This window comes from Bifidobacterium sp. ESL0769 (genome assembly GCF_029395495.1).
Classification (GTDB): domain Bacteria; phylum Actinomycetota; class Actinomycetes; order Actinomycetales; family Bifidobacteriaceae; genus Bifidobacterium.
Genome location: NZ_CP113918.1, coordinates 816,108 through 830,367, shown reverse-complemented (window position 1 = coordinate 830,367; position 14,260 = coordinate 816,108). Strand labels below are relative to the sequence as shown.

Below are 14,260 nucleotides of genomic sequence, written 5' to 3'. Positions count from 1 at the left end.
CCGCGACTTATACGACAGCCTTCAGTTTTTTGCGCTGAGAACGAGAAAGAAAGCCGTTGAAACCGCGCGAAACCAACGCCGACACAGCCACGCCGGCGCCGACCGGCACGAAGAAGGCCATCGGGGCTCCCGTCAGTTCCATCACCAGGCACATCGCCATCAACGGCGCCTGCTGCGAGGCGGCGAGTAACGCCGAAGCGCCGACCAGCGCACATGCGGTGACAGTATCGCCGGGGCTGACAATGACCCATGCAAAGCCGAGCAACGCACCCAACGATGCACCAATCGAAATACCGGGCTGGAGCACACCGCCGGAAGCACCGGAACGGATGGTACCAAGAGTCAGCACGACCTTGGCTACCAGCAGCGCCAGCAGAATCGGTACGAGTGCCTTGGCCTCTCGGGCAGTGGCAGAAAAGGCGTATTCTGCCACAGAACGGCCGTTGCCCATGATCTGCGGAAGCCATATGGCCACAATGCCGGTCGCCAGAGCCGCCAGCGGCATCATCCAGAGGATGCCCGCACCTTTGGGCTTGTTGCCTTCGGCCCATTGCGAGCCTTTGCGGAACAGTGCGCCTCCGATACCACAGATGATGCCGGCAACTACGGCGAACAGGGTCAGACTCAATGTCGGAATCGTGGATTTGCCCATAGCGGCCATGCCGTAGAAGGTTCCACGCCCGCGAATCATCGAAGCAATGTAGGCTGAGACCGCCGAAGTCCCGAGTGCCATAGTCACGGTTTCCATGCTGATATCGGAAAGCAGAATCTCAATGGCAAAAAATGTACCTGCAAGCGGGGCGTTGTAAACACCCGCGAGACCTGCTGCTGCAGCCACGGCGACCACAGTCCTACGGTCTTTTTCGTCATTCAATCGGAAAAGTTGTGAGAAGCGTTGGCCCAGCATCGCGCCGAACTCACGCGGTGCCACCTCGCGACCAATGGACGAGCCGGAACCCACGATGAAAATCTGAAGCAAAACGTGAACGGTCGTCTGCCAAGCAGGCATCCGCTCCCCCGCCACGGCTTTCTTCACCGACGGCACTTTGGTGGTTTTGGTACGCAGCAGCCACCAGACAACCGCCGCAAAAATCGACCCGCCGACAATAGACGCGATACGTCGCCATGCCGCCACCTGATAGGGGCTCGGGTCCTGCGGATTTTCGACATAGCCCAGCATCAGGCGTTCGACACCGCTGAGCATCAGACCAAGCAATCCGGAGCTCACGCCGACAACGCCGCCAAGCAGAAATATCGCGGCGGCGATCCAGACCAACCGCTTCAATCCGCCATTGTTACCGTTCTCTTGTTCCACCAGTACTTCCGACTTTCCGCAATCTTTATTTGCATAGAGGTTTCCGCTACCTCCGGCTTTATTGTCTGGAACCAATATAACCATGCCCGCGAAAAATAGAGATATACGATGACCAATTCGGCTTGTTCATCATTGACATTCGACAAAGCGGAAAGCCACCGAAAAAACAAAAATGCTCATAGCCGCGAAATTTCTATGGCATCACATGATTCCGAATTCGAATACTCACTGCGAAACACAAACATTGAACATATAGAAAGGGAGCCGGGGCGAACCCCGAACTCCCTTTCAGAAATTTTAATCAGAGATTAATCGCTACCGCGATTTTCACTCGGCCTTGTCTTTGTCGGAAAGCTCGTCGGCGACGGCGGCAGCGGCGGACGCGGCCTCGACGCTTTCGTTCTCTTCGGCATCTTCGACGGCCTCATCCTCACCGAGGAACGGGGTCAGGTCGAGATCCTTGCCGTCGCAGGTGAACTTGACGGCACGCATGCCGGCAAGCAAACCCTTGGAACGGCCGACTTCCTGAACAGCGGAGCCGAGCTGGCCGTTCTGGACGATAGCATTGATGAAAGCGCTCGGGTCCATGCCGTACTGCTGGGCGATGGAGGCGAGGAAGTTGGTGACGTCCATCTGGGAGACCTTGACGTCGAGCTGTTCGGCCAAAGTGTCGAGCACAATCTGGTCCTTGAGCTCCTTGTCGGTGGCCTCTTCGGCTTCCTTCTTCTGCTCGTCGGTGGCCTTCTCGGGATCGGCGGTGACCTGCTTCAGGCGATCCTCGACCATATCCTTACGAACACCTGCGGGCAGCGGAATCTCCACGTCCTTCTTCAGCGCATCGAGGAACGCATCGCGCGCCTCATTGGCCTGACGGCCTTCGCTGTCACGCTCGCACTGCTTGCGAATGTCGGCCTTGAGCTCGTCAAGGGTGTCGAACTCGGAGGCTTCCTGAGCGAAATCATCGTCGAGCTTCGGCAACTCTTCAGCCTTGACGGAGTTAACCTTGACCTTGATCTGAGCCTTCTCGCCTTCGTGGTCGCCGCTTTCCAGCGTACCTTCGAAAGTGGTCTCTTCGCCAGCGGACAGGCCATCGAGCGCTTCGTCGATGCCGTCGAGCAGCTTGCCGCTGCCGAGTTCGTAGCTCACGCCTTCCTGGGAATCGACGGACTCGCCGTCAATCTGGGCGTCGAGGTCGATGTTGGCGAAATCGCCCTTCTTGGCAGGACGATCGACGCCCACGAGGGTGCCAAAACGCTGGCGAAGGTTGTCGAGACGTTTGTCGACGTCCTCATCGGTGACTTCGGTCTTGGCGACATCAAGGGTCATGCCGTCGAGCTTCGGCAGCTCGATTTCAGGGCGTCGTTCGACGGTGGCGATGAACTTCACCTTGGTGTCGTCCTTTTCGCTGGTCGGCAGTTCCTTGACGTCAAGCTCGGGCTGAGCCATCGGGCGAATCTTCTTCTCCTCGAGAGCCTTGGAATAGAGCTCCGGGACGGCACTGTTGACGGCCTCACCGGCGACGGCACCGAAGCCGACACGCTGGTCGATGATCTTGCCGGGCACATGGCCCTTGCGGAAGCCCGGGACGCTAATCTGCTTGGCGATTTCCTTGCGGGCCTGATCAAGATACGGGTCGAACTCTTCCGGGTCGACGGTGACGGTGAGCTTCACCTTGGTGGGCTCGAGATTCCTCACGCTGATTTTCACGCTAGTGCTCCTGACGATAATTCCAACTACTTCTGCCTTTAGGCAACCCTCATATGATAACGCGACTTACGGACTCGGAGACAAGGGCAATCTGCCATTGCCGCGCCCCTTGCTCGCGCAGAAATTCGGGGATATCGAGCTCTGCTGCATTATCCTGCCAGCAAAGGTTGCGGATGATCTGCGGCTTGATGACCACGTCTGGCGGTGTCCTCGTATCCTCTGCGATCTGGGCGATGACGGCACGTACTTTCTTGAGCCGGGAAAAGCGGTCCGGGTGATGGACAGACCAGTATTTCATCGACCGCGGCGCGTTGGCCTGGGCCTCTTGCGGAGGCGCCGGGGGTTCCGGCCAGTCTTTCGGCTTCAATTTCAAGGCTTGTTGGATGGTATCTTTCCATACACTTGGCTTGATGGAACGCTGGATGGGAGCGTAACGCTCAAACATCTTGTCCTGTTCATTGCCCATGTGGATGCGCACCCGCTCGTTGAGGCTGCGGATGGCACGGAACTGGCGAGCGTTGTGTGGCTTCTTCTGGGCGGCCTCGATGATCGCAGCGTCGCTTAGAAGCAATGTCGGAGCGATGTCGTGTTCGCAGGCGAGTTCGTCTCGTTTCTCCCAGAGGGCTTTGGCGACGGCCTGACCTCGCCTATCGTGGCCGAGTGCGGTGAAATGGGAAATGCGCATCCATGGCACCGGATGCCCGGGTTGCGGGCCCGTACCCTCTGCCAACGCATGGCTGAATTCCTCGTTGGCCCATTCCATTTTGCCGGCTTTTTTGAGGTCAGCGCGCATTTTCGCTTCGAGTTCGATTAATAGCTCGACGTCGAGAGCCGCGTAATTGCGCCAATCCCGCGGTAACGGACGATACGACCAATCGGCTGCGGAATGTTCCTTGGCTAATGTAATACCTAGATAATGTTCGGTGACTGCTGCCAAGCCGAAACGCTTGAGCCCAAGCAGCCTGGCGGCAATTTCAGTATCGAAAAGATTGCGAACCTTCATACAAAGATCGGTGAAGCCGGGCAAATCCTGCAGGGAATCGTGGATAATCCACGTGGCATCGCCGACCGCACGATTAAATTCGTTCCAGTTTGCGCCAGCTTTGTTGAGGGCTATCGGATCAAGAAGAACAATACCGGAACCGGTGCGTTTGAATTGCACCAGCCAGTCCTCATGGCCGTAACGATAGCCTGAGGCTCGTTCGGCATCGGCGGCAAGTGAACCACTACCTGCTGCTAACCTGTCGCAGGCCTCGCGGAATCCATCGAGCGTATCGGTCACCTCAGGGACGCCTTCACGCGGCTCTTCCTGCAATCGTGGCTCACTACTCAACCGAACTCCTACTCCGTCCGCTGCAGTTTCGCTCGCTGCTCTTCTCATAAAAGACGCTACGAGTCTCTATCCAGCGGATACTGCTATACACTAAATCCGGCGTCCACCATAGCGCGAGCCTTGGGCAGCGCTTCCCTATTTAATTGGAACTCGGTTCTGTCGGCCTCATGACCGGCCATTATCCCATTCAAAGTCGCTTGACCACGCTGAAGCGCTCACAGACGACCTCAGTATCGTCATTGATCTTGAAGTTGGGGTCACCCATTTCTTCCCGGAATTCGTCACTTTCCCAAAACTGCTCATGCGCCTTGCGCCAGCCTGCCACATCGTCGTAGTCTTCGCCTTCGCCGCGGGCATGTTCATCGGTGATGTCGCTGATTTTACAGACCTCGACTTCCATCAGCCGGGTCACACATACCGGCTTGTCTTCGGAATCAACCACCACAGCCAGCTTTCCAACCTGCGGCAATGGTTCATGGTCGTGCTGGTATTCGGCAAGCAATGAGGTCGTTCTCGTTTTGCGTCCCTCAAGAATCGACTCGACCAAGCTATCCCGCATGGGGCCAGGAAAGCCGTACTCGTCACGTTCGAGGCTTGCCAAATCGATGGCATCGTCTTGCGTGCCCGCGATATCCTCTGTTTCAGAATGGTTGCCCATTGCTACTCATTTCCCTTGGCTTGATAGCCCTTGCTGACTCTTAATGGATGGGTTCGTTTACTGTTTCGGTCATTTGCTTCCGCTTGCTACTGAGCACGCACCACGTCCATGAAACGAGGGCCGTAGAGATGCAGCTTGTTTTCACCTACACCGTTGACGGCGAGGAATTGGGCATCAGTCACCGGCTTGATACGAGCCATGTCTCGCAGGGTCTTGTCGGAGAAGACGATGTAGGGCGGCTTACCGATTTCCTGGGCGATGGTACGCCGCAACTCGCGGAACTTCTGGAACAATGCTTCATCCTCTTCGGTAGGTTCGTAATCACCGTAAGCGCCATTATTCGTTCTCGCAGCATCGCCACCTGAAGCGTCAGCATCATATGAGCCGAAAGCGGCACCGGACGAAACAACCGGTTTCTTGCGCTGGATACGTTTGATTTCATAATGGAAATCAGGGTTTACCGTCTCCCCTGCGCGCACACCGAAACGAACAATCGGCAGTCTGCCTTCGGAAACGAAGAGATAGCCGTCGGTCGCCATTTGGTTGATGACATCACGAATACGCGCATCTGGCACATCGTGAAGCGCACCGTAACTCGGCACACGGTCGAGATGCCGATTGATCAAGTCCTGTGCTTTTGAGCCGCGCAGTACAGAGACGATTTTGCCCATGCCGAAGCTTTGATTGATGTCGTGAACACAACGGCTCACGGCACGAGCCACGTCGGAAACATCGATGGTCTCGAAGGTACTTTCGCAATTGGCGCAGTTGCCGCATTTATGGACTTCACCATCTGTCGGCTCATCTTGTTCTTGGCCATTTTCTGCCGAACCAACGCCATTAGGATCGGCGAAATACCGCATGATATAGCGATGCAGACACTCGGTAGTGCGGCAGTAGCCAATCATCGCGTTCAGCAGACGCCGATGACTTTGACGAACGACTTCCTGCTCTTCCGGGCTCATTCGGTCGTTGTCGGAGTCCATATCCAAAAGCCTGCGACGGGTGACGATGTCCGATTCGTTCCAGAGCAATGTGCAACGTCCCGGTTCACCGTCTCGTCCTGCTCGACCGGCCTCTTGATAGTATGCTTCGATACTTTCCGGCATGTTGTGATGAATGACGTAACGGACATTAGACTTATCGATGCCCATGCCGAAGGCGTTGGTGGCCACGACCACCGGCACCTGGTCAGTGACGAAATCACGTTGCGCCTTGTCGCGAGCCTCGGCGGACATCCCGCCGTGGTAGGCTGCGGCACCGATACCATGCCGGTTCAACTCGTCCGCGAGCGCCTCGGTCTCCTTTCGGGTGGCACAGTAGACGATGCCGGATTCGTCGGAATGTTTGGCCGCGTAATCCGTAATCCACACGTTCTTGCGTTTCGTCGGCATATTGATGATGTCGAAATACAGATTCGGCCGGTCGAAGCCCGTAACCGTAACTTTAGGGTTTTTGAGACGCAACAACCGGACGATATCACGACGTACTTTTTCGGTCGCGGTCGCCGTGAACGCTGCGACGGTCGGTCGAACCGGCAAGCTGTCGATGAACTCGCCGATTCCCAGATACGACGAGCGGAAATCCTGCCCCCATTGAGAAACACAGTGTGCCTCATCCACCGTAATCAGCGAAATCTCGACCTGTGCAGCGAAGTTGCGGAACCGCTCGGTTTCCAAGCGTTCGGGAGCGACGTACAGCATTTTCACGTCGCCTTGCCGAGCTTGGGCAAACACCATGGATTGCTCGTCGCTTTCCTGCGTGGTGTTGATGAACGCAGCCTTGATACCCGCATCATTCAAGGCATCTACCTGATCACGCATCAGCGAAATCAACGGAGAGATGACAATGGTCAGCCCCGGCAGCATGGTGGCCGGCACCTGATAGCAGATGGATTTGCCGGCACCGGTCGGCATTACTCCCAACACGTCATGGCCTGCGAGAATGGCATTGACCAGATCCTCCTGTCCCTCGCGGAACGAATCGTAGCCGAAGTACTGTTTCAGGGCTGCCAGCGCACCGCTGGACGACCCAGACGATACAGGCTCAGTCTGGGCCAATGACGAGGAAGAGGTCAATGCAGGCATCAGTCACCCAACCCGTTCTTCAATTCGACGCCAGCTTCGCTCATCTGCTTGCGAGCGCTCACACCCTGATCCTCACTGACCGGTTCGGTCATATCTTCAAAAACGGTGACGGAATATCCAAGCTTCTTGGCATCAAGCGCGGTCTCCTTGACGCAGTGCGATTCGGCCAGACCAACCACATCGACATGGTCGACGCTGGCATCTTTCAGCCCTTGAGCCAAGGTCTTGCCGTCCTTCTGCATCTGGGCAAATTCCTCGCGGGTCTGCACACAGTCGGTATTGTCTTCGATACCTTCGAAGCCGGAATACGCCGAAGCATACTGGCCCTTCTTGAAATGATGTTTGAGGTTCAACGTTGCAATCCGCGGCATCAACTCGGCGTTCGGGGTGCCCGCAACACCGTGCTTCGGCCATGAATCCACGAAATCAGGATGGTCCGAGAAATGTGAACCCGGCTCGATATGCCAGTCCTGCGTGGTGACGATGTAGGCGTACTCATCGCCATGCGCCTTCACATACTCGGCGATGCGATCGGCCACAGCCGTGCCGCCTTCGACCCCGAGCTCCCCGCCTTCGCAGAACGTGGGCTGCACGTCCACGATAATCAATGCCTTGCCTGCCATATCGACTCCCGTCACTGTAGGAATCCGAACGATTTATCGAATCCTAAAACCAACTCTACAAAGATTGCGCCGCACAATCGCCAAACGCGAATTCACTCAGCTCGAACTTCAGACGATCAGTCTTCTTCAATCTGTTTCAGCGCGTCCTCGACGCTAACGCATAGATCCGGAAAATGCTTGATCAAATCCTGGTCGCCCGTCACCACCATGTCGGCGTTGGCCTGGCGTGACGCGGCGATAATGAGGTCGTCCTCATAATCAGGATGAACCTCCCATAGCTTGAGAGCATTCTTGCAAGTCACTTGGTCGACTGCAACCACCATCGCAATTATTTTCAATAAATCATCAACACAATGCCAACCGAACTTAGGAGCCATATTGGAGACCGTAGCCTGCACAACTACAGATTCACTGTTTGCAAATTGTTTTTTAAACGATGACCTCGAAATGTAGTCAACATCTTTTAAAGACAAGGATATGCAAAGGAGTTTAATCACGTCCGAATCCAAACAGACACGTAGAAGTTGTATAGCGTTCGCGTTACCAGAACGCCAGCCAAGAAGGTAATCCAGCAACACATTCGTGTCGAAAACCACTCGTTTTTCTTCAATCATTGTCTTCACCTCTCATTTATGTGCATATTCATCGACTACATCTTCATAGGCAGCGTCACGCATTTCCTTATACGACATATTCGCCCAAGGATGCTGGCCGTCATCAGACAAACCAGCTTCTTTCAACGTTCGAGACCATAAAGTCGCACCATCCTCTATCGCCTTAAGCCTGCGTTGCTTTTCGGCTTCTTTATTAGCCTTTTCAGCTTTAGTCCGCAAATCCGGAGTATCGCCAGAATCCCTGATGAAGTCCCACAGTTCACGCACCACGGAACTTGGGTTCTTCCCCTTGCGCTTGAGTATCTCGTCGACATCATCCTTCACGTCAGAATCGATACGAACATTCATCTGCACCATCGACATAACAATCTCCTTCACCGCACCCATCAGCTCACTATTGCTATACGATATAGCATACAAAATAATGTAATATCTGTCAACCTAAAACAACTCTTGAAAATCCATAATCCATTTAATAAATGTGATATATTTGCAACATAGTGATAAATACATCACCTACTTTGTACTTATTGTCAAGAAATAGCCGTTGAAAGGAATCAAAGATGCCAGTCTTCTCACATCGTTTCAACCCTCGCAACTGGTCGTTGAACCAGATAAGAGAGGTGCAGTTCTCCTGTATGCTTATCGCCACGCTCGTCTCGCTTCCCGGCGCGTTTCTTCCAGTCACTTGGCTATGGCTGCATCTTCTGAGTCTAGTTGCTTTCACTATTTCGGCAGGAATCGATACCGCCCTCAATAAATTCATCTCACACGGACCGAACGGAATTTTTTCGATGGGCTCGAATGGCAATTTGGACAATGCTTCGGAAACAGGATTACGCGACGAAAGCGCTCTGACTCATGAGAATCAAGCCAATACCACAGCCATTTTTATCCTGTTTTGCGTGCTTATCTGCGTTGCCTTGATCAACCAATATTGTCTAGATAATCAGCTGCGCTTCACCGTCTATCTTCTGTTGTTCATCGCCTCGTTAATGCCGACATTGCAACTGGGCTGCTACCTTTACTTTGAACATCGTGATATGACTCGTTCGGAAACAGACGTCAATGACGAAGCTTAACACCACACTCAAACAGGTCCGGCAAAAAGCCGGCATAACCCAATCCGAGCTTGCCGCGCTCGTCGGAGTGCGACGCGAGACCATCATCCGGCTGGAGGCAGGGGCTTATAACCCTTCGCTCAAACTGGCTCTCGACATTGCCCACGTCTTCGACACCACCGTCGAAAAGCTGTTTTCCTTTGATGGATAAAACGCGCCATTGAACAGCGACACAACGCGCGACGATACCAAACCTTCAGTATTCTTCAAATACCGGTAATTCCCATTTCGATAGGCCAGAGGCGGAATTATCCTTGGGGGTATGGAGTATATCGAAACGCAATCCGAACACACTGAGCTGCCGCTGGTGGTCATCCCCTCAATGTTCGAGGCCATGTACCAGCCAATCGCCACCAGCATGCGCATGCTGCATAACGTCGCGCGCATAAGGATGTACAAGGATTTCAACATCGAGCCCGACACCATCCTCGAGCGCTGCAAAGACGCCGATATCGTCGTGGTCATCGGCTTCCATGTCACCGGCAGACTGCTTGACGAACTCGGCACCCATGTGCGCTGCTTCGTCTTCGGCGGCACCGGCGTCGCCAATTTCATCGATCTCAACCGCACCCGCGAGCTGGGTATCCGCGTTTGCAACACTGTCCATTACGGCGATGAAACCGTTGCGGAATATACGTTCGCGCTGATTTTCGAACTTGCACGTTCGGTCGGCGCGATGGACCGCAGCATCCGGGAAGGCAACTGGAGCGGGCTTGAGGGCACGTCGCTTAAGGAAAAGACGATAGGGCTTATCGGTTTCGGAGGCATCGGCCAGACCGTCGCTCGCATCGCTGACGGCTTCGGCATGCATACACTGGTCTGGAATTCCCACGTCAACGCCGCCACAGCGCGCTCCCTGCGAGCAACGCCCGTTGACGGCATCGGCGAACTTATAGCCCATTCGGATATCATAAGCCTTCATTTGCCGCTGAACGACGAGACGCAAAGAGTCGTCACCGCCGCCGACCTCGACCGACTCAAGCCGGGTAGCTATTTCATCAACACAGCACGCGCCGAGCTCATCGAGGAAGGCGCTCTGGTCAACAGGCTCAAGCGCGGTGACGTCAAGGCCGCCATCGACGTCTACGACAAGGAACCGCTGCCAGCAGATGACCCGCTGCGTTCGGTTCCGAGCACCATCCTCACCCCGCATGTCGCCTGGCGCGCGGACGACGCCTACCGCGATCTTTCGCGCCAACTTGCCCGCTCGATTCACGCCTTCTGCAACGGCGAGCGCTTTAACGTGGTCGAATAGTCGCTGGCTTATAGGGATGCAGCCGTAACCAGTTCGCGGGTATAGACAGTTTGCGGACGGTTCAGCACGTCATCGGTGCTGCCGCTTTCCACTACCTTGCCATCGTGAAGGACGACGATACGGTCGGCGATATGCTGCACCACGCCCAAATCGTGCGAAATCATGATGATGGCCGTCTCCGGTCGTGACTTGCGGATGGAGGCGAACGCCTCAAGTATCTGCAAGCGCGCAGCCACGTCGATGGCACTCATGGGCTCGTCGGCGACGATGAGCTTGGGATCGGTGACCAATGCGCGGGCGATGGCGACGCGCTGCGCCTGCCCACCGGAAAGGTCGACGGGATAACGATTCAAGAACTCTTCGGGATCAAGGCCAACAAGGGTCAAAGATTCACGCACTTTCGCAGCTATATCCAGATTGTCCATTTTCGAACGTTTCCGTTGAATGTTCAGAGGTTCCGCCACGGACTTTGCCACCGTCCAACGTGGGTCAAGCGAGGTGAACGGGCTCTGGAACACGAGGCTTGATTTACGTCGCAAAGCCTCATATCCAGAGGATTTGCGACCGTCAACAGGCTGTTCTTCAAACGTCACCGTTCCCGAAGTCGGCTGGTCAAGTCCCAACAAAATCCGCGTCAACGTCGATTTGCCCGAACCGGAACCGCCAATCAACGCAAGGCACTCCCCCGACCGCACTTCGACGCTGACATCGTCCAGCGCGGTCTGCCGGTTCTTGCCTTTTCCGAAAACTCGGCTGATTCCTTTGCCAGTCAGCAGCATCTGTTGATCAATCATCGCCATCCTGCTTTCGTTGCAATGTCAGCTCTCTGGCCGCACCGACCAGTTTTTTCGTCTGTTCGTTTTGCGGATTACCCAACAAATCAGCAGTAGTTCCCGATTCGATAATCCGACCGTTATCAAGCACATAGCACCGCGTCGTAGCACGGGCGAGCACGGAGAAATCATGGGTAATGAAAAGCATAGAAGCGCCGGCTTTGTCGACAAGCGTTACCAGCAAATCAACGATCTGACGCTGAGTGATGGAGTCGAGCGCGGTTGTAGGTTCGTCGGCGATAATCAGGCGAGGTGAGGTAATCAAGGCCGTGGCGATTCCGACGCGCTGCTGTTGGCCGCCGGAAAGCTCGCTGGGATATTTTTTCGCTGTGGCCTCGTCAAGCCCCACTTTTTCGAACATCGCAGAAACACGCTTCTGACGGTCAGCCTTGTCCAAGTTATAATGGAGTTTCAACGGCAGTTCAACTTGTTTGCCAACAGTCAAAACCGGATTCAGCGATGATGCTGGATTCTGGAACACCACACCGACGTAACGCCCGCGCAGGCTTGCCAGAACGGTTTCGTTCGCCCCAATAACCTGCGTATCGCCAAGGATAACGGAACCTTCCGTTGTTGCATTCGTCGGCAATAGTCCAAGCATCGCCTTGGAAATCATAGACTTACCGGAACCGGACGAGCCGATGAGACCGACCCGCTCGCCGTCACCGATATGCAAATCGACACCACGAACAATCGGCTTTTCGGCAATGGAAACGCCAAGCTGTTTCACGTCAACGCTCATCATCACACCTCCCGCAATTCTGGATTCGTCACGGGGTCGATGGCATCGCGCAGCACGTCGCCAAAGACGTTCAGCGCCACCACCACGAGCGTGACGATAAGACCTGGCCAAAGCACGGTCAACGGGTAGACGTTGATGAACTTGACCGACGTGGCCAGCGAATGGCCCCAGCTCGGCACGCCGCTCGGCACGCCGACGCCGAGATAGGTCAGGCCCGATTCGGCGAGCACCGCGGTGCCGGCGGAGAGTGAGAGCTGTACCATGATGGTCGGCATCGCGTTGGGCAGTATATGGTGCAGCATCACCGAGAAACCGGAAGCACCATAAGAAAGCGCAGAGCCGACATAGTCGGAATTGGCTGCCAGTAGCGCCTGCGGGCGTGCTATACGTGCCAGATTGAGGCCATAGCCAATGCCGCAAGCAATGATAATGACAGCAACGGAAGCACCCATCGGAACCGCCAGAATCAAGGCAATCAGAACAGTCGGAATGGAAATCAGCGCGTCGACCGCAACCACCGAAACGTTCGACAGCGCCGAATTGCGGGAAACCATCGCGCTCATCAGCAATATGCCCAGCGCCCCCGCGAAAACCACCGCCAACACGGCGATGAACAGATTCGTTCGCGCTCCGGCCATCAGCCAGCTGAACACGTCCGCACCGGTTCCATCGGTGCCAAGCCAATGCTCAGCTGACGGCTTGGCCCAGACGTGGTAGCCGTCAGTTTTCCACAGCGATTGCGGCGTCCAAACCAGCGAAATCAGCGAGACCGCAACCCACAGCGCCAACACGGCCAACGCGAACTTGCCTTCGCCACGACGCCATATCGAACGTAATACAATAATGAGTTTGCTTGAAGGCCTATCTTTCGCATTCCCCGATCCTTGTTTCGACGATCGAGCCATAGTATTTTCAACAGAAGCGGCAACAGCTTGCTGCGCATTCGCTGATTCCTCACCGATTCGGTTCGTATCGGGCGCACGGTATGTATCATTTCCCGTCATTGTGCACCTCCTTGTACAGCGTGCTTCAGACGAGGGTCAAGGAAACGGTGCAGCAGATCGACGAGGAAACCAACGAAGAGGAAGAAAGCAGCCAGCATGAAAAGTTCGCTTTGTACCGCAATCAAGTCACGGTTGCCAAGGTCGGTGACCAAGCCCGCTCCAATGCCGGGCAGCGCGAAGAGGTTTTCGATGACCATGACGCCAGTGATCATGCCCGCGAACATCAGCCCGACCACGCTCACCAACTGCGGGGTGGCCAGCCTCAGCCCGACCTTGAGCGCGGCCTGACGACGCGTATAGCCACAGGCCATCGCCTGATCCATATACCCGCTATTCATCACATCGCCCAGCGCCGAGCGCGTATAGCGCATCAGGCTCGCACCATCGATGATGCCGACTGTCAATGCCGGCAATACCAGCGAAGCCAACGCCGAACCGAAGCTGCCCCAACCGGCCTCGGGGAACCCTTGCGAGGGCAGAATGCCTAGCAATCCGGTACCGCGTCCGAACAGCAGAATCAGCAACAGGCCTCCCCACAGCGCCGGGATGGCGCCACCTACGATGGCGACGAAGTGGAAAGCGGAACGCACCGCCGGACGCGTGGCCAAAGTGGCCACCACCCCAAGTGTCAAGCCGATGGCGAGCGCCACGACAAGTCCCAGCACAATCAGCGGAAACGTGACCGAGGCACGCATGGCAACGGTCGAGCTGATGGAACGGCCGGTCAGAAGCGAGGTGCCGAAGTTGCCGCGCAACAAACCGCCCATCCAGGTGAAATACTGCACAATCAGCGGCCTGTCGAGCCCCATCTGCGAGCGCAACTGCTCCACACGTTCCGGAGGCGCATTGAGCCCGGCCATCACGCTGGCCACGTCGCCGGGCAGAATGCGCAGCGCCGCGAAAATCACCACCGAAATGGCAAGCAGCGCCGCCACAAACAGCAGGAACCGTCGAATGACGAATCGCAT

Annotated in this window: 15 protein-coding genes; 3 read left to right on the top strand and 12 right to left on the bottom strand. The window is 55.7% G+C overall.

Going from position 1 to position 14,260, the window contains the following annotated elements; all coding sequences use genetic code 11:
- Positions 1 to 7 precede the first annotated feature (7 nt).
- The 8 genes from OZX72_RS03325 to OZX72_RS03290 form a co-directional block, all read right to left on the bottom strand.
- Positions 8 to 1,315 carry a chloride channel protein gene (locus OZX72_RS03325; protein WP_277158992.1) on the bottom strand — a complete coding sequence of 436 codons (1,308 nt, stop codon included), beginning with the start codon at positions 1,313 to 1,315 and terminating at the stop codon, positions 8 to 10.
- A 327-nt stretch (positions 1,316 to 1,642) separates the two neighbouring features.
- Positions 1,643 to 3,022, bottom strand: a complete 1,380-nt coding sequence (gene tig / locus OZX72_RS03320) for a trigger factor (protein ID WP_277158991.1) — start codon at positions 3,020 to 3,022, stop codon at positions 1,643 to 1,645.
- A gap of 49 nt (positions 3,023 to 3,071) precedes the next feature.
- Positions 3,072 to 4,403, bottom strand: a complete 1,332-nt coding sequence (locus OZX72_RS03315; protein ID WP_277158990.1) for an HRDC domain-containing protein — start codon at positions 4,401 to 4,403, stop codon at positions 3,072 to 3,074.
- A 139-nt stretch (positions 4,404 to 4,542) separates the two neighbouring features.
- Positions 4,543 to 5,013: an ASCH domain-containing protein gene (locus OZX72_RS03310; RefSeq protein ID WP_277158989.1), complete on the bottom strand. Its 471-nt coding sequence runs from the start codon at positions 5,011 to 5,013 to the stop codon at positions 4,543 to 4,545.
- An 86-nt stretch (positions 5,014 to 5,099) separates the two neighbouring features.
- Positions 5,100 to 7,100, bottom strand: coding sequence for a DNA helicase RecQ (gene recQ / locus OZX72_RS03305; protein ID WP_277158988.1), 2,001 nt, complete (start codon positions 7,098 to 7,100; stop codon positions 5,100 to 5,102).
- Positions 7,100 to 7,723, bottom strand: coding sequence for an isochorismatase family protein (locus OZX72_RS03300; RefSeq protein WP_277158987.1), 624 nt, complete (start codon positions 7,721 to 7,723; stop codon positions 7,100 to 7,102). Before OZX72_RS03300 ends, recQ begins: the two co-directional genes overlap by 1 nt.
- Before the next feature lie 116 nt (positions 7,724 to 7,839).
- The gene (locus OZX72_RS03295; RefSeq protein WP_277158986.1) at positions 7,840 to 8,337 is read right to left on the bottom strand and encodes a PIN domain-containing protein; all 498 of its coding nucleotides are present in this window, start codon (positions 8,335 to 8,337) and stop codon (positions 7,840 to 7,842) included.
- Between the two features lie 12 nt (positions 8,338 to 8,349).
- The gene (locus OZX72_RS03290; protein ID WP_277158985.1) at positions 8,350 to 8,724 is read right to left on the bottom strand and encodes a damage-inducible protein J; all 375 of its coding nucleotides are present in this window, start codon (positions 8,722 to 8,724) and stop codon (positions 8,350 to 8,352) included.
- Positions 8,725 to 8,900: 176 nt separating this feature from the next.
- Between OZX72_RS03290 and OZX72_RS03285 the strand changes: the two genes are divergently transcribed.
- The 3 genes from OZX72_RS03285 to OZX72_RS03275 all read left to right on the top strand — a co-directional run bounded on the left by OZX72_RS03285 (position 8,901) and on the right by OZX72_RS03275 (position 10,713).
- Complete coding sequence (locus OZX72_RS03285) at positions 8,901 to 9,419, top strand: hypothetical protein (protein ID WP_277158984.1); 519 nt, start codon at positions 8,901 to 8,903, stop codon at positions 9,417 to 9,419.
- On the top strand, positions 9,406 to 9,609 hold the full coding sequence (locus OZX72_RS03280; protein ID WP_277158983.1) for a helix-turn-helix transcriptional regulator: 204 nt from the start codon (positions 9,406 to 9,408) through the stop codon (positions 9,607 to 9,609). The genes OZX72_RS03285 and OZX72_RS03280 overlap by 14 nt, the downstream gene beginning before the upstream one ends.
- Positions 9,610 to 9,720: 111 nt before the next feature.
- Positions 9,721 to 10,713 (top strand): NAD(P)-dependent oxidoreductase, encoded by a 993-nt coding sequence (locus OZX72_RS03275; RefSeq protein ID WP_277158982.1) that lies wholly within the window; start codon positions 9,721 to 9,723, stop codon positions 10,711 to 10,713.
- 8 nt (positions 10,714 to 10,721) lie between these two features.
- Here the strand turns inward: OZX72_RS03275 and OZX72_RS03270 are convergent, their stop codons facing one another.
- The 4 genes from OZX72_RS03270 to OZX72_RS03255 all read right to left on the bottom strand — a co-directional run bounded on the left by OZX72_RS03270 (position 10,722) and on the right by OZX72_RS03255 (position 14,260).
- Positions 10,722 to 11,507 (bottom strand): dipeptide/oligopeptide/nickel ABC transporter ATP-binding protein, encoded by a 786-nt coding sequence (locus OZX72_RS03270; protein ID WP_277158981.1) that lies wholly within the window; start codon positions 11,505 to 11,507, stop codon positions 10,722 to 10,724.
- Complete coding sequence (locus OZX72_RS03265; RefSeq protein ID WP_277159349.1) at positions 11,500 to 12,288, bottom strand: ABC transporter ATP-binding protein; 789 nt, start codon at positions 12,286 to 12,288, stop codon at positions 11,500 to 11,502. Before OZX72_RS03265 ends, OZX72_RS03270 begins: the two co-directional genes overlap by 8 nt.
- A gap of 2 nt (positions 12,289 to 12,290) precedes the next feature.
- The gene (locus OZX72_RS03260; RefSeq protein WP_277159348.1) at positions 12,291 to 13,193 is read right to left on the bottom strand and encodes an ABC transporter permease; all 903 of its coding nucleotides are present in this window, start codon (positions 13,191 to 13,193) and stop codon (positions 12,291 to 12,293) included.
- A 95-nt stretch (positions 13,194 to 13,288) separates the two neighbouring features.
- Positions 13,289 to 14,260 (bottom strand): ABC transporter permease, encoded by a 972-nt coding sequence (locus OZX72_RS03255; RefSeq protein WP_277158980.1) that lies wholly within the window; start codon positions 14,258 to 14,260, stop codon positions 13,289 to 13,291.

Coding starts and splice junctions, on each gene's coding strand:
- OZX72_RS03265 (WP_277159349.1), bottom strand. CDS start 12,288: ATGAGCGTTGACGTGAAACAGCTTGGCGTTTCCATTGCCGAAAAGCCG.
- OZX72_RS03295 (WP_277158986.1), bottom strand. CDS start 8,337: ATGATTGAAGAAAAACGAGTGGTTTTCGACACGAATGTGTTGCTGGAT.
- OZX72_RS03300 (WP_277158987.1), bottom strand. CDS start 7,723: ATGGCAGGCAAGGCATTGATTATCGTGGACGTGCAGCCCACGTTCTGC.
- OZX72_RS03310 (WP_277158989.1), bottom strand. CDS start 5,013: ATGGGCAACCATTCTGAAACAGAGGATATCGCGGGCACGCAAGACGAT.
- OZX72_RS03280 (WP_277158983.1), top strand. CDS start 9,406: ATGACGAAGCTTAACACCACACTCAAACAGGTCCGGCAAAAAGCCGGC.
- OZX72_RS03285 (WP_277158984.1), top strand. CDS start 8,901: ATGCCAGTCTTCTCACATCGTTTCAACCCTCGCAACTGGTCGTTGAAC.
- OZX72_RS03270 (WP_277158981.1), bottom strand. CDS start 11,507: ATGATTGATCAACAGATGCTGCTGACTGGCAAAGGAATCAGCCGAGTT.
- recQ (WP_277158988.1), bottom strand. CDS start 7,100: ATGCCTGCATTGACCTCTTCCTCGTCATTGGCCCAGACTGAGCCTGTA.
- OZX72_RS03275 (WP_277158982.1), top strand. CDS start 9,721: ATGGAGTATATCGAAACGCAATCCGAACACACTGAGCTGCCGCTGGTG.
- OZX72_RS03255 (WP_277158980.1), bottom strand. CDS start 14,260: ATGCGATTCGTCATTCGACGGTTCCTGCTGTTTGTGGCGGCGCTGCTT.
- OZX72_RS03260 (WP_277159348.1), bottom strand. CDS start 13,193: ATGGCTCGATCGTCGAAACAAGGATCGGGGAATGCGAAAGATAGGCCT.
- OZX72_RS03315 (WP_277158990.1), bottom strand. CDS start 4,403: ATGAGAAGAGCAGCGAGCGAAACTGCAGCGGACGGAGTAGGAGTTCGG.
- OZX72_RS03290 (WP_277158985.1), bottom strand. CDS start 8,724: ATGGGTGCGGTGAAGGAGATTGTTATGTCGATGGTGCAGATGAATGTT.